The following is a 13,294-nucleotide window of genomic DNA, read 5'->3' as shown; positions in this document are numbered from 1 at the left end:
GGACGGAGTGCCCGATCGCGTTGGCGAGGATACGGGCCCGGACCGACAGCGCGGGATCGATGCAGCACGGGGCCGCGGACCCGCGCCCCGATCGCTACCATCCCCGCCGTGGCGACGGTCTTCACCAAGATCATCAACGGCGAGATCCCGGGACGCTTCGTCTGGTCGGACGACCAGGTGGTCGGGTTCCTCTCGATCAACCCCCTCGGGCCCGGCCACGTGCTGGTCGTGCCGCGCGAGGAGGTCGACCAGTGGATCGACGCCCCGGACGGCCTGTTCGAGCACGCCATGGCGGTGGCGAAGACCATCGGGTCGGTGATCCGTGACGTCTGGTCGCCGCCGCGCGTGGCGCTGATGATCGCCGGGTTCGAGGTGCCCCACCTCCACGTGCACGTCCACCCGGCCTGGGGCCTCGAGGCCTTCGACTTCACGCAGGCCGAGAGCGACCCGGACCAGGACGGGATGGAGCGGAACGCCGAGGCGATCCGCGCCGGGCTGCGGTCGGCGGGCCACGGGGCCGCGGTCCCGTCCGCGTGAGCCGGCCGTGACCCAGCTGCTGCTCGTCCGCCACGCCGAGCCGCTCGCGGCCACCGCCGAGCCCGGGGCGGCCGGCGCCGACCCCGCGCTCTCGGAGCGAGGGCAGGAGCAGGCCGACCGGTTCGCGAAGTGGCTCGCCGGGGCCCCCGACCGCGACGGCGTCGCCGAGATCGTCACGTCCACCATGCGGCGCGCCCGCGAGTCGGCCGCGCCGGCCGTGCGGCTGCTGGGCACGCCGGAGCCGGTGACCGTCGGCGACCTGTGCGAGTTCGACGCCGGGCGCGCGAGCTATCGCCCGGTGCATCTTCGCGACGACGCCGACGAGGACTGGCAGGCCATCCGCGCCGGCGTCTTCCCCTCGTACGTCGACGGCGCGGCGTTCACGGACCGGATCGTCGCCGCGCTCGACGCGATCGCCGCCCGCCAGGACCCGCGGGCGACCGCCGTCGTCGTCTGCCACGCCGGCGTGATCAACACCTACGTCACCGGGATCCTCGGCATCGAGCGCCCGCTGACCTTCCCGCTGCACCACACCTCGGTGACCCGGGTGCTCGTCTCGCGGTCGGGAGCCCGCCGGGTGAGCTCGGTGAACGAGACGCAGCACCTCGCCGGGATGCTGTGAGGCGGGGATGACCGGGGCGGGGGAGGACGACCGGAGCCGCGACTGGCTCGGCCCGGAGCGCCTGCTCGCCTTCAGCGACGGCGTCGTCGCCATCGGCCTGACGCTGCTGATCCTCCCGCTCGCCGAGCTCGTCCCGGACGCCGAGGAGCCGCACGGCTCGGGTCTGGAGATCCTCACCGACAACCTCGCCCCGATCGGCAGCTTCGTGCTGAGCTTCGCGGTGATCGCGCGGTTCTGGGCGGCGCACCACCGGGTGTTCGACGACGCCCCGCGCGTCAGCCCGACGATCGTCTGGATCAACACCGTCTGGCTGTTCACGATCGTCGTGCTGCCGTTCCCGACCGAGATGGTGGGATCCTTCCCCGAGGACCGGTTCACCCTGCACTTCTACGTGGGGACCCTGTTCGTGAGCAGCGCGCTGCTGACGATCATGACGTTCCTCGTCCAGCGCTCGCGCGTGCTCGCGGACCGCGCTCCCAAGCGCGGCGGGTCCGGCGGCACGGGCGTGCTGCTCCTGCTGATCTTCGTCACCACGCTGGTCGCCCCGCAGCTGGGCTACTGGCCGCTCCTGCTCTTGTTCCTCAGCTCGCCCGTGGAGCGGCTGCTCGCGCCCGTCGTCGAGCGACGCCTCCAGCGCCCGCGCAACTGATCCTTGTTCGCCGCGCCGGGGTGGACGACGCTCGGCGGGTGACCACCTCGGCGCCCTCGCGCAGCGGTCAGCGGATGGTCCTCGCGGCCATGACCCTGGCGAACGCGATGATCCTCGTGGACCAGACGGCGGTCCCGCTGGCGCTGCCCGACATCGCGCAGGAGTTCCGTGTCAGCTCGCTGCTCGTGCAGTGGGTGCTCACGGCGAGCCTGCTGCCGCTCGCGGGCCTGCTGGTGCTGGGCGGGCGTCTCGGCGACCTGCTCGGGCGCCGCCGCGTCTTCCTGCTCGGGTCGGTGGTCTTCGCCGGCGCGTCGGCGGTCGGGGGCGCGGCCCCGGACTTCGCCGTGCTCCTCGTCGCCCGCGTGCTGCAGGGCGCGGGCGGCGCGCTGATGCTGCCCGCCACCGTGGCCATCCTGAGCAGCGCGTTCGACGCCTCGCAGCGCGGCCGGGCCCTCGGCGCCATGGGCGGGATCGCGGCGACGGCGGGCGCGCTCGGCCCCACGATCGGCGGGGTGCTGACGTCGGCGCTGAGCTGGCGCGCGGTGCTGCTCGTCAACCTGCCCCTGCTGGCGGTGACGCTGTGGGCGACGCTGCGCGCGGTGCCGGCCGACGGGCCGCGGCGCCGGGGCGTGCACGTCGACCTGCCCGGTGCCGCCCTGCTCGGGCTCGTGCTCGTGGGGCTCGTGTTCGGGCTCGCGCAGACGACCACCGAGGGCTGGACGGCTCCCGACGTCGTCGTCTCCCTCGTCGTGGCCGTGCTCGCGGCGGTGCTGTTCGTCGTCCGGGAGCGGCGCATCGACGACCCGCTGCTCGACCTGCGCCTGCTCGCGCGCAGCCGCGACTACCGCGGCGCGACGATCTCGCAGGGCCTCGCGGGCATGGCCGAGATGGGGCTCGGGCTGATCCTGCCGCTCGCGCTGGTGCTCAACCTGGAGATGGACCCCGCCGTGGCGGGGCTCGCGCTGCTGGCCACGACGGTGCCGATGGTGCTCGTCGCCCCGCTGGTCGGCCGGTGGTACGACGGCGCCGGCGGGCGCCCGCCGCTGGTGACGGGGTTCGCGCTGCTCGCGGTATCGGGGGTGCTGCTCGCGCTCGGGATGCCGACGAACGACTTCTGGTGGCTGCTGCCCGGGCTGGTCGTCTACGGCGTGGGCCTCGCGGTGGTGCTCACCGTCAACGACCCGGTCAGCCTCGACACGGTGCCCGAGAGCGACCACGGCCAGGCGTCCGGCGTCTCGGCCACCGCCGAGCAGGGCGGCGGCGCCGTCGGGATCGCGCTGCTCTACGCCCTGCTCCACCTGACCTACATCACCTCGCTGACGAACGGCGTCGCGGAGCGGGGGCTCCCGCCGCTGACGTTCGAGCGCGGCATCGAGCTGCGCGACGCCCTCGCCGACGCCCAGCAGACCGGCCTGGTGCCGAGCCGCTTCGACCCGCAGGTCGCCGAGTACCTCGACGTCGCGCGGCATGCGTCGGACATGGGGTACGTCGCCGCGTTCCTCGCGGTGACGGTGCTGTCGGTGGTCGGCGCCGTCACCTCGGCCTGGCTGGTCCGGCGCCCTGCGCCGCCCGCCACCGAGGTCGCCGAGGCGGAGGTGCCGGACACGGAGTGGGGCGCGTCGCCGGAGCCCGGCTACGGCGACCCCGACTTCCGCCACCCCGTTCGGCCCGCGCGCCTGCCGACCACGGCGGCGCGCTCACGGCCCGTGTCCGGGTGATCGGCACCGTCACCCGGTCGTGACCCACGAGCGGCCCGTTGTTCCTACGGTTGGCCTCCCGCCCGCTGCTCCCGACCACTGCTCCCGACCACCCGAGGAGACGCCGTGCCCGTCACCCCGCCCACCCCCGAAGAGATCGCCGCCCTCGCCGTGCGCGACGGCCTGGGACTCGACACCGAGGGCCTCGCGGCGTTCGCCCCGCTGGTCACCGGCTCCTTCGGCGCCTACGACCGCGTCGAGGAGCTGTGGGCCGCGGAGGCGCCGGTGGCCCCGGAGCGGGAGTGGTCGTGGCCCGCGGCGGGCGAGAACCCGTGGGGTGCCTGGTACGTCCGCTGCCGCGTCGAGGGCGCGCCCGAGGGGCCGCTGGCCGGGCGCACGGTGGCGGTCAAGGACAACACCGCGGTGGCCGGGGTGCCGATGGCCAACGGCTCGCGCCTCGTCGACGGCTACGTGCCCGCGCGGGACGCGACGGTCGTGACGCGCCTGCTGGAGGCCGGCGCCACCGTCACCGGCAAGTCCGTGTGCGAGGACCTCTGCTTCTCCGGCGGCAGCCACACCTCGCACACCGGGCCGGTGCGCAACCCCTGGGACCCGAGCCGCACCACCGGCGGCTCCTCCAGCGGGAGCGCGGCGCTGCTGGCGGCGGGCGAGGTCGACCTCGCGACCGGCGGCGACCAGGGCGGGTCGGTGCGCATGCCGGCCGCGATGAGCGGGATCGTCGGCCACAAGCCCACCTGGGGCCTCGTGCCCTACACGGGCGCCTTCCCGATCGAGGCGACGATCGACCACCTCGGACCGATGACCCGCACGGTGTCCGACGCCGCGCTGGCGCTCGGGATCATGGCGGGCCCCGACGGCCTCGACCCGCGCCAGCCCGACGCGCTCGACCCCGTCGACTACCTCGCCGAGATCGCCCGCGGCGCCCAGGGCCTGCGCGTCGGCGTGGTCAGCGAGGGCTTCGGGATCGAGGGCCTGTCGGCGCCCGGGGTCGACGCGAGCGTGCGCGCGGCGGTCGAGGTCCTCGCCGGCGCGGGGCTCGCCGTCGAGGAGATCTCGGTGCCGTGGCACCGGCACGCGTTCGACGTGTGGACGGTCGTCGCCACCGACGGCGTCGTCGCCCAGATGATCGAGGGCAACGGGTACGGCATGAACTGGGACGGGCTCTACGACCCGGACCTCATCGCGCACTACGGGCAGCGCCGCGCCGAGGGCGGGCACCTGTTCTCGCCGACCGTGAAGATGGTGACCATGGCCGGGCGCCACGCCCTGACGCGCGAGCACGGCCGGCACTACGCGATGGCGCGCAACCTGCTGCCCACCGCCCGCGCGGCCTACGACGCGGCGCTCGCCGACCACGACGTGCTCGTCATGCCGACCGTGCCGATCCTGCCGAGCGTGATCCCGCCCGACGACGCCGCGCCCGCGGAGATCGTCGTGCGCGCGCTGGAGATGATCGTCAACACCGCCCCGACCGACGTGACCGGGCACCCCGCGACGTCCGTGCCGGCCGCGCCCGCCGACGGGCTCCCGGTCGGCATGATGATCATCGGTCGGCGGTTCGACGACGCCACCTGCCTGCGCGTCGCCCACGCCTTCGAGCAGGCGGTCGGAGGCTTCCCCTCGCCGCACGTGGCCTCGCGCCCGGCGGTGCCGGCGGGCTGAGCGTGCCGTCGGGCTGAGTGTGCCGTCGGTTCTGACCGAAGGGCCCCTTCGCTCGCATAGATGGGCGAGGGGCGCCCTCGGCCGGAATCCGGGCTCGGCGCGGCGGGGAGCGCGGTTCTGACCGAAGGGCCCCTTCGGTCGCCTAGATGGGCGAGGGGCGCCCTCGGCCGGAATCGGCGGAGCGCTGTCGGGTGCATGATCGCTCCCGGTGCTCCGTCGACCCCGCGACATCAGGTCCCCGGAGCACCTGGAGCGATCACGGTGGCGGGCCGCCCCCGACCGGCACGGGCGCGCATGATCGACAGCGGCCAGCCGCGCCTCGCGGCGCGCGACGACCGTGGCGGCATCCTCGCGAGATCGTTCCGGCGAGCTCGTCGGCCCTCGGTGAAGACGCCTTCGAGGAGTCGCCGGCGCCCCTGGCGTCGCCACCCATGACAGCCACGCACACCGACGTCACGCTTGTTCTCGCCGCTTACGAGGCCTGGGAGCGCGGGGACGCCTACTGCAGGTAGTCGTGCACCTGCTTCGCGGTGGCCTCGCCCGGGTCGCCACCGAAGTCGCGGCCGGCGCGGCGGCGGCGCAGCGCGTCCCAGCACTGGTCGAGCTGGTCCTCGATCTGCGACAGGCGGGCGCGGTCGTCCTCGGAGATCGCCTCGCCGTGCGCCCGCAGCTGGTGCTCCTCGTCCACGAGGGAGTGGATCCTCGACAGCGTCTCGTCCTCGGCCATGTGATCGAGCCTAGCTCCGAACCAGCGCCACGAGGTCGCGCACGCGCGCGTCGGGCAGGTACGCGCGCCCGATGCCGATCCCGACGCGCGGGAGATCGGCCTCGTCGCGGTAGACGAGGAACATCGGCTCGTAGCGCGGCTGGAACTTCGCCTTGAACGTGTGCAGCGAGCGGAAGCCGTAGTACGGCTCGAGCAGCTCGCCCATGCGGTCGAGCACGCGGTCGAGCACCTGCTCGCCTTCCACCTCCCCGCCGGAGTCACCGCCGGCCCGGGCCAGCGGCGCCCCCGACAGCGAGAGGAACCGCGCCCCCTCGGCCTGGAAGGTCAGGCACGCCGAGGCGATGAGGTACTCGACGACCGCGCGGAACCCCTCCTGGCGCCGGCGCATCACGTCGAGGGTCCAGCCGACGACGACGTCGTCGGGCCCGTACACCGGCAGCCATGAGGTGACGCCGTGGATGGTGCCCTCGGCGTCGACCGCGAGCCCGGTGCGCACCTCGGGGTCGAGCGCCTCCTCGACGCCGCCGAGGGTGAAGCCCATCTCGGGCAGGCCCTTGTCGCCGACCCACTCCTCGGAGATCGCCCGGACCTGCGCGACGACCGAGCGCGGCTCCTCGGCGAGGTGCACCATCCGATGCTCGATCCCCGCCTTGCCCGCGCGGTTGAAGGCGCTGCGCACGTTCTGCCAGGGCTTGCCCTTGAACTCGAGGCCCTCGAGGTCGATCAGCGTGTCCTCGGCGACCTGCAGCGCGCGCCAGCCGTCGGCGCGGGCGGCGTCGGCGAGCGCCTCGGTGGTCGAGAACAGGCACGGCACCCAGCCCGACCGCTCTGCCAGCGCCCGGAACTCCTCGAGCGCCGCCGTCCGGTCGGCCGGGGCGACGATCGGGTCGCCGAGCGCCACCGCGACGCCCGCGTGCACCCGGTAGGCCGTGACGCCGTCCGCCCCGTGGTCGTGCACCAGGTACCGGTTCTCCGGCCACGTCGCCATCCACGACAGCGTCGACCCGCCCACGCGGTGCAGCGCGTCGCGGGCGACCTCGGGGCCCGTCGCGGCCGCGCCCGCCCGGCGCCGGAGCCGCCGGCGCGACGGGACGGCGAACGCGTGCCGCCCGGCGATCAGCCACACCAGCAGCGCCGACCACAGCACCGCGTTCGGCACGAACACCGCGAGGCCGACGAGCTCGACCTGGTCCATCTGGCCGGTGGCCTGCGCCCAGATCACGACGCCGACGACGAACAGCCCGACGACCAGGTAGAACGCGCCCAGCACGAGGCCCGCGACCCACGCGAGCCGCCGCCCGCGCCGCAGACCCTCGGCGAGCAGCAGCGAGACCACGACCGACACCAGCGTCTCGACGACCGTCGAGTCCGACGCCGTGTTCCCGAGCGGCCCGACGACGGGCACGACGAGGGTCAGCACGCGGATCACGGCGATGGCGAGCAGGCCGGCCGCCGCCACGAGACGCCACTCGCGACGCCCCGGGCGGCCGGTGGGGGAGTCGGGGGCGAGGTCCGGCCCGGCGATCCGGCGCCCGAGCGGCAGCGCGAGCAGGAGCACGAGCGTGTGGGCGGTGTCGGCGAGGTGGCCCAGGAACAGCAGCCCGACGAGCGCGACGCCGACGAGCACCAGGCGCAGGCGCAGCCGCCACGGCGCGCCGAGCGTCGCGGAGGCGACCGCGAGCACCGCGAGCACGCCCGTCGAGAGGCCGCCGGTCAGCGCTCCGGCGAGCGCGACCGCCCAGACCCAGCCGGTGGCCGCGAGCGCGGCGACGACCCCGATCGCGGCGAGCACCCCGACGAGCTGGGCGACCACGAGCACGGCCGCCGTGCGCCCCGACCCCAGCCGGCCCTCGGCCCAGCCGAGCCCGACCACGGCGAGCACGAGCCCCAGCAGCGCGCCGACCGGGTGGACCCCGACCAGCGCCGCCGACACCGGCGTCCACCAGTGGCCCTCGACCAGCGCCGGCACGCCGGTCGCGACCCCCGACGCCCAGGTCCGGTCGGCGAGCGGGGCCCAGAACGCCCCGGTGCCGACGCCGGCGACGAGCACCAGCAGCGTCGTCACCGTCGTGACCGGCCGCCAGCGCGCGATCCCCGTGGCGCGGGCCCGCACGACCCCGATCTGCTCGTCCGGCTCCTGCTCGACCGGGTCCGTCGGCTCGGGCGGGGCGGTCGCCGTCATGCGTTCTCCTGGGCTGTCACACTGCGCTGTCGAGCGACCGCGCGGTGCGGCCGAACGGGTGAGTACGGCCATGAGTGTCCGACTCGGCGCCCGCGAAGACAATCCTCTTAGTGATCGAACGTCTCGACGCGGCGGGCGGTGACGGGCCACGATCATCGGCGTGGACGACACCGCCGCCCGTGATCGGCGCCTGCTGCTGCTCTCGGTGTGGGCGTCCGCCGCGTTCGCCGCGGTGTCCTCGGTCTGGGGCGTGCTGAGCGGCTCCTCGATGATCGTCTTCGACGGGCTCTCGTCGTTCGCGAGCATCGGGCTCTCGATGCTGGCCGTGGTGGCGCTGCGGACCTCGCGGCGGGGGCCGGACGAGCGCTACCCGTGGGGCCGCGAGGCCTGGGAGCCGCTGGTCGTCGTGATCAAGGCGGTCGCGCTCGCCGCGCTGTGCGTCTACGCCGTGGTGGGCGGGATCGCGGACCTCCTGAACGGGGGCCGGGAGGTCTCGACGGGCTGGGCGCTCGCCTACGCGGTGGTCGCCACGGTCGCCGGCGTCGTCGTCACCGTGCTCATGCGCCGCGGCGGGCGGTCCGACCTCGTGCGGGCCGAGGCGGCGGAGTGGTTCGGCGACACCCTGCTCTCGGTCGGGGTGCTCGTCGGTTTCGTCATCGCCGCGGTCCTCGTGTCCGCGGGCCGCCCGGACCTCGCGGCCTACGTCGACCCGGCGATGGTCGTCGTGGTCTCGCTGGCGTTCCTGCGGATCCCGGGGCGGCTGATCGGCGAGGGGACGCGCGAGATCCTCGCGATGTCGCCGCCGGCCGACACCCGGGCGGAGCTCGACGCCGCGGTCGAGGCGGTGCGCGAGGAGTTCGGGCTCGCCGAGGCGTTCCTGCGGGCGTCGAAGGTCGGCGGCCGGGTGGACGTCGAGGTCGACTACGTGGTGGGGGAGGGATCGTCCGTGCACACGGTGGCCGACGGGGACGCCGTCCGGCAGGCGCTGCACGACCGGCTGGAGGCGCTCGGCCACGAGCGCTCGGTGGTCGTCGCGATCACGACCGACCGGCGGTGGGCGGTATGAGCGAGCTGGTGGTGCACCTCGGCCGGCCCGAGGACCTGCTGGCGGTCGACCCCGCCGGGCTGCTCGACGACGACCTGGGCCGCACGATCCCGGGCGCCGAGGAGCTGTTCGAGACGATGCTCGCCCGCCGACGCCCCCGCCGCGGGCTCGACCGGGTCGTCCTGACGCTGCCGGCGGGCGCCGCGGGGGACGACTCCGGCGCGGTCGCCGCCCGGCTCACCGCGGGGCTGCGGCGCTGGTGCCTGCGCCGCCTCGAGGCCGTCGCGCGCGACGCGGGCCTGCAGCGGCGGCTGGGGGTCGCCGCCCTGCGCCCCGGCATCCCTCTCTTCGGAGTCGGCCTGCTGTTCTCGACCGACTTCCTCGCACCCGACGTGCCCGAGTTCTTCCAGAACGTCCTCGGCAACGGCGTCTTCCTCGTCATCGCCTGGATCGGGCTCTGGTACCCCCTCGACACGCTGTTCTTCGCGCGCCTCCCGCTGAAACGCCAGCGGCGGGTGCTCACCGCGCTGATGGCGATGCCGGTGGAAGTGCGGGCCCGTCCCTCGACCGAACGGGTGGTTGCGAGCGACGCATCGGGTGACGCCGGGTAGCGACGACGCCCCCGACCGGAGGACCCTTTCGCGCGCGTGCGTGTCGCGGGGGGACGGGGTCGGCGATGGAGACCATCCAGCGCGAGGGACAGTGGCTGGACCTCGTCGCGGACCTCGTGGCGCGTCCGCTGACACGCTGGCCCGCCGAACAGGTGACCGAGCTGCTGGTGACGACGTTCGCCTCCCCGGCCGGGAGCTACTACGCCGAGGACTCCGGCGGGACGATCGTGCAGCGCCAGTGGCCGGTCGACTTCCACCTCGACCGGCGCGCCGAGATGGACCGGTGGACGCGCGAGTACGCGCCGCGCGACCATCCGCTGTTGCGCTACTACCTCGCGACCGGCCGCCCCGAGGTCATGCAGGTGGCCGAGGTGCCCGAGCGGTTTGCCGACCGCCGGGTGCACCAGCGCTGGCGGGCGGCGTGCGCGGACGTGCTGGACGGCGAGATCGTCTCCCAGGTCTCCCTGCCGCTGTGTCTGGGCCCCACCGGGAACCGGTCGTTCCTGGTCGGGCGGGTCGACGAGTACACCGTCGAGGAGATGGACCTGGCGCGGCGGCTGCAGCGCGTGTTCGTCGGCCTCGACCGCCAGATCGACGCGCACGCGCGCTGGTCGGCGCGGGTCGGGCCGTCGGCCGTGCCCACCGCGGACGCCATCGGCCTCACGCCCCGGGAGAGCGTCGTCCTCGACATGCTCGCCACCGGTGCCACCGCCCGGGCGATCGCCCGCCGCCTCACGGTGGGCGAGCGGACCGTCCAGAAGCACCTGCAGCGCGTCTACGCGAAGCTCGGCGTCGCCGACCGCCTCGCCGCGGTGCAGCGCGCCCAGCTCCTGGGCCTGCTGCCCCCGCCGGTCGTGGCGCGTACGTAGATCCCGCCCCTGTCGCACTCGTCACGTCCCGTCGTGAATGGGGGGACCACCACGTCCACGAACGGGGATCACCGTGCTCGCCACCACCGACATCCGCGCCCGCCTCGACGACTGCCGCTCCAAGACCGCCGCCGCGATGCGCGACACCGAGGAGGACGCCGGAGCCTCCGTCGTCACCGTCGCCGTCGTCCGCGAGTACCTCGGCAAGGCCGACAAGGCCGTCGCGGCCGCCGACGACGGCGCCCGCGACGCGGTGATCGAGCTCGAGCAGGCGGCGGACAGCGCGCGGGCGGCCGCCGCGGCGGACCCGGGCCTCGGCGGGGCGGCCCGGGAGTCCGTCGAGGCCGCGCACCTCGCGATCTGCATCCTCAAGACGGAGGTGTGATCACCGGGGTGTGATCACCGGGCCTGGTCCCCGGTCTCGTCGCGGTTCAGCATCGCCTCCTCGTAGTCCAGCTCGCGGAGCATGTCGCGCAGGATGCCCTCGTCGATGCGGCCCATGTCGCGGAAGCGCACGAACGTCTCGCGCTCCGCGCCGAGCATCGCGCGGCGCAGTCGGCTGAACGCGACCGAGGGCGCCTCGCCGATCTCCTCGTCGGGGCGCCCGAGGCGTTCCCACGCGCTGTTGGACCGGTGCTGGGCCCAGGTCCGCAGCTGCTCGGTGACGTGCTCCGGGGTGCCGTCGTCGGTGAGCTCGTCGAGGCGGTTCAGCGCGGCCTCCGCCGCGGCCTGCTTCGCGGCGGCCTCGTCGAGCACGTCGCGCTGGGCGCCCTTGTCCTGGACGTGCAGGCGCCGGATGATCGCCGGCAGGGTCAGCCCCTGCAGCAGCAGCGTGCCGACGGTGACGACGAACGCCGCGAACACCACGACGTTGTAGCCGGGCATGGCCGGGTCGGTGCCGATCCCGTGCGGGATCGCGAACGCCGCGGCCAGCGTCACCACGCCGCGCATGCCCGCCCACGAGATGACGAACGGCACCCGCCAGGGCATCGGGGGCCCGCGACGGCGCACCCTGGGCAGCAGGCGCGGCAGGTAGATCGTCGGGAAGACCCACGCGAAGCGCGCCAGCACCGTCACCGCCAGCAGGGCCAACGACACCAGCACGATCGTGCCCTTGTTGTCGCCGAGACCGTCGTAGACGATCCGCAGCTGCAGCCCGATCAGCGCGAACACCAGCGCCTCGAGCAGCGTGTCGAGCGCCTTCCAGACCGCCTGGTCCTGCAGGCGCGTCGCGTAGCCGGCCTCGGTGGCCTTGTGGCCGAGGTAGAGCCCGGCGATGACCACCGCGAGCACGCCGGAGGTGTGCAGCTCCTCGGCGAGCAGGTAGATCACGAACGGGACGAGCAGGCCGACCGAGCTCTCGAGCACGGGTTCGCGGAGCATCAGCCGCACGCGGTGCAGCAGCCAGCCCGCGCCCGCGCCGATCACCACGCCGCCGACCGCGGCGAGCGCGAACTCGCCGAGACCGTCGAGGATCGTCGCCCCGGTGCTGATCGCCATCGGGGCCACGGCGGCCGCCAGCAGCACGCGGAACAGGGTCAGCGCGGTCGCGTCGTTGAGCAGGCTCTCGCCCTCGAGGATCGTCATGATCCGGCGCTGGAGCCCGAGCCGGCGGCCGATCGAGGCGGCGGCGACCGCGTCCGGCGGCGCGACCACCGCGCCCAGCACCAGCGCGCTCGCCAGCGGCAGCCCGGGCACCAGCAGCCACGCCGCGACGCCCACCACGGCCGTGGTGAAGACGACCAGCCCGACCGCGAGCTGGCTGATCCGCCGGAGGTTCTCGCGCAGCCGCAGCGTCGAGCTCTCCAGCGCCGCCGAGTACAGCAGCGGCGGGAGCACGAGGAAGAGCACGAGGTCGGGGTCGAGGGGCACCGACGGCACGCCGGGCACGAACGAGACCGCGAGCCCGACGACCACGAGCACCAGCGGCGCCGGGAACGAGTACCGCCGCGCGAGTGCGGTGACGCCGAGCGCGACGACGAAGACGACGAGCAGGGTGGGGCCGGTGTACTCGGTCATCGCGGCGGCCCCGGGGCGGTCCTCGTGTGCACGCTGACCGCGTAGCCGCCGCCCGCGTACGGCTCCGCGACGTCCCAGTCGGCGGTGCGGGTCGTGAGGGTGAGGCCCGCCGCGGCGCACGCCGCGTCGTAGTCGGCGAGACCCGGGAACGGGACGCCCTCGGGCAGCGTGAACGGCACGTGGTCGGCGTCGAGGCCGAAGCCGGCGACGAGCAGGCCGCCCGGGCGCAGGTGGCCGGCGAGGACGGCGGCGACCTGCGCGTGCGTGCCGGGCGTGAGCAGCGGCCACAGGTTCCCGGCGGCCACGACGGCGTCGACGGGGTGGCCGAGGTGCAGGTCGACCAGGTCGGTGAGGTGCCAGGGGATGTCCGGGGCGGCCGCACGGGCCTCCGCGAGCATGGAGGCGTCGAGGTCGGCGCCCTCGACCCGGTGCCCGAGACGGGCGAGGTGGATCGCGACGCGCCCGGTGCCACAGCCGGCGTCGAGGACGTCGGAGGGCCGCTCGCCGAGCAGCGCGTGCACCCGGCGGGCCTCGCCGTGCAGGTCAGCGCCCCGTTCCTCGAGCGCCGCGAAGCGCGCGGCGTAGCCCGGTCCGGCCGTCCCGCCGGTGACGGCGAGCCAGGGATTGACGTTCACCGGCACACTCTAGGGCCG

Annotated in this window: 13 protein-coding genes; 9 read left to right on the top strand and 4 right to left on the bottom strand. The window is 74.8% G+C overall.

Annotation, left to right across the window (positions count from 1 at the left end; all coding sequences use genetic code 11):
- The first annotated feature begins 108 nt into the window (after positions 1 to 108).
- The 5 genes from WCD58_RS02505 (at position 109) to WCD58_RS02485 (ending at position 5,188) form a co-directional block, all read left to right on the top strand.
- Positions 109 to 537, top strand: a complete 429-nt coding sequence (locus WCD58_RS02505; RefSeq protein WP_337699132.1) for an HIT family protein — start codon at positions 109 to 111, stop codon at positions 535 to 537.
- Positions 538 to 544: 7 nt separating this feature from the next.
- Positions 545 to 1,159 (top strand): histidine phosphatase family protein, encoded by a 615-nt coding sequence (locus WCD58_RS02500; RefSeq protein ID WP_337699130.1) that lies wholly within the window; start codon positions 545 to 547, stop codon positions 1,157 to 1,159.
- 7 nt (positions 1,160 to 1,166) lie between these two features.
- Positions 1,167 to 1,808: a TMEM175 family protein gene (locus WCD58_RS02495; RefSeq protein WP_337699128.1), complete on the top strand. Its 642-nt coding sequence runs from the start codon at positions 1,167 to 1,169 to the stop codon at positions 1,806 to 1,808.
- A gap of 38 nt (positions 1,809 to 1,846) precedes the next feature.
- Positions 1,847 to 3,526, top strand: coding sequence for an MFS transporter (locus WCD58_RS02490; protein WP_337699126.1), 1,680 nt, complete (start codon positions 1,847 to 1,849; stop codon positions 3,524 to 3,526).
- A 105-nt stretch (positions 3,527 to 3,631) separates the two neighbouring features.
- Positions 3,632 to 5,188 carry an amidase gene (locus tag WCD58_RS02485; RefSeq protein WP_337699124.1) on the top strand — a complete coding sequence of 519 codons (1,557 nt, stop codon included), beginning with the start codon at positions 3,632 to 3,634 and terminating at the stop codon, positions 5,186 to 5,188.
- A gap of 499 nt (positions 5,189 to 5,687) precedes the next feature.
- Here the strand turns inward: WCD58_RS02485 and WCD58_RS02480 are convergent, their stop codons facing one another.
- Both WCD58_RS02480 and WCD58_RS02475 read right to left on the bottom strand, forming a co-directional pair.
- The gene (locus WCD58_RS02480; RefSeq protein WP_337699122.1) at positions 5,688 to 5,915 is read right to left on the bottom strand and encodes a DUF2630 family protein; all 228 of its coding nucleotides are present in this window, start codon (positions 5,913 to 5,915) and stop codon (positions 5,688 to 5,690) included.
- A gap of 10 nt (positions 5,916 to 5,925) precedes the next feature.
- Positions 5,926 to 8,097: a bifunctional lysylphosphatidylglycerol flippase/synthetase MprF gene (locus WCD58_RS02475; protein ID WP_337699120.1), complete on the bottom strand. Its 2,172-nt coding sequence runs from the start codon at positions 8,095 to 8,097 to the stop codon at positions 5,926 to 5,928.
- A 160-nt stretch (positions 8,098 to 8,257) separates the two neighbouring features.
- On the opposite strand from WCD58_RS02475, the gene WCD58_RS02470 reads away from it, so the two are divergent.
- The 4 genes from WCD58_RS02470 (at position 8,258) to WCD58_RS02455 (ending at position 11,007) form a co-directional block, all read left to right on the top strand.
- The gene (locus WCD58_RS02470; RefSeq protein WP_337699118.1) at positions 8,258 to 9,163 is read left to right on the top strand and encodes a cation diffusion facilitator family transporter; all 906 of its coding nucleotides are present in this window, start codon (positions 8,258 to 8,260) and stop codon (positions 9,161 to 9,163) included.
- Positions 9,160 to 9,753, top strand: a complete 594-nt coding sequence (locus tag WCD58_RS02465; RefSeq protein ID WP_337699116.1) for a hypothetical protein — start codon at positions 9,160 to 9,162, stop codon at positions 9,751 to 9,753. The genes WCD58_RS02470 and WCD58_RS02465 overlap by 4 nt, the downstream gene beginning before the upstream one ends.
- 65 nt (positions 9,754 to 9,818) lie before the next feature.
- The gene (locus WCD58_RS02460) at positions 9,819 to 10,622 is read left to right on the top strand and encodes a helix-turn-helix transcriptional regulator (protein WP_337699113.1); all 804 of its coding nucleotides are present in this window, start codon (positions 9,819 to 9,821) and stop codon (positions 10,620 to 10,622) included.
- A 73-nt stretch (positions 10,623 to 10,695) separates the two neighbouring features.
- On the top strand, positions 10,696 to 11,007 hold the full coding sequence (locus tag WCD58_RS02455) for a hypothetical protein (protein ID WP_337699112.1): 312 nt from the start codon (positions 10,696 to 10,698) through the stop codon (positions 11,005 to 11,007).
- A gap of 14 nt (positions 11,008 to 11,021) precedes the next feature.
- On the opposite strand, the gene WCD58_RS02450 is transcribed toward WCD58_RS02455, so the two are convergent.
- Together WCD58_RS02450 and WCD58_RS02445 are read right to left on the bottom strand one after the other, a co-directional pair.
- Positions 11,022 to 12,641 (bottom strand): Na+/H+ antiporter, encoded by a 1,620-nt coding sequence (locus tag WCD58_RS02450; RefSeq protein WP_337699109.1) that lies wholly within the window; start codon positions 12,639 to 12,641, stop codon positions 11,022 to 11,024.
- The gene (locus tag WCD58_RS02445) at positions 12,638 to 13,276 is read right to left on the bottom strand and encodes a class I SAM-dependent DNA methyltransferase (protein ID WP_337699107.1); all 639 of its coding nucleotides are present in this window, start codon (positions 13,274 to 13,276) and stop codon (positions 12,638 to 12,640) included. The genes WCD58_RS02450 and WCD58_RS02445 overlap by 4 nt, the downstream gene beginning before the upstream one ends.
- Between the last annotated feature and the right edge of the window lie 18 nt (positions 13,277 to 13,294).

It is taken from the genome of Actinomycetospora flava (assembly GCF_037400335.1).
Lineage (GTDB): Bacteria > Actinomycetota > Actinomycetes > Mycobacteriales > Pseudonocardiaceae > Actinomycetospora > Actinomycetospora flava.
Note: the sequence above shows the minus strand (reverse complement) of the source record. Positions and strands in the feature narration are given on the sequence as shown.

Bases quoted from the DNA above. Each gene is read 5' to 3' on its own strand.
- WCD58_RS02495 (WP_337699128.1), top strand. From the start codon at position 1,167: ATGACCGGGGCGGGGGAGGACGACCGGAGCCGCGACTGGCTCGGCCCG.
- WCD58_RS02480 (WP_337699122.1), bottom strand. From the start codon at position 5,915: ATGGCCGAGGACGAGACGCTGTCGAGGATCCACTCCCTCGTGGACGAG.
- WCD58_RS02475 (WP_337699120.1), bottom strand. From the start codon at position 8,097: ATGACGGCGACCGCCCCGCCCGAGCCGACGGACCCGGTCGAGCAGGAG.
- WCD58_RS02465 (WP_337699116.1), top strand. From the start codon at position 9,160: ATGAGCGAGCTGGTGGTGCACCTCGGCCGGCCCGAGGACCTGCTGGCG.
- WCD58_RS02460 (WP_337699113.1), top strand. From the start codon at position 9,819: ATGGAGACCATCCAGCGCGAGGGACAGTGGCTGGACCTCGTCGCGGAC.
- WCD58_RS02450 (WP_337699109.1), bottom strand. From the start codon at position 12,641: ATGACCGAGTACACCGGCCCCACCCTGCTCGTCGTCTTCGTCGTCGCG.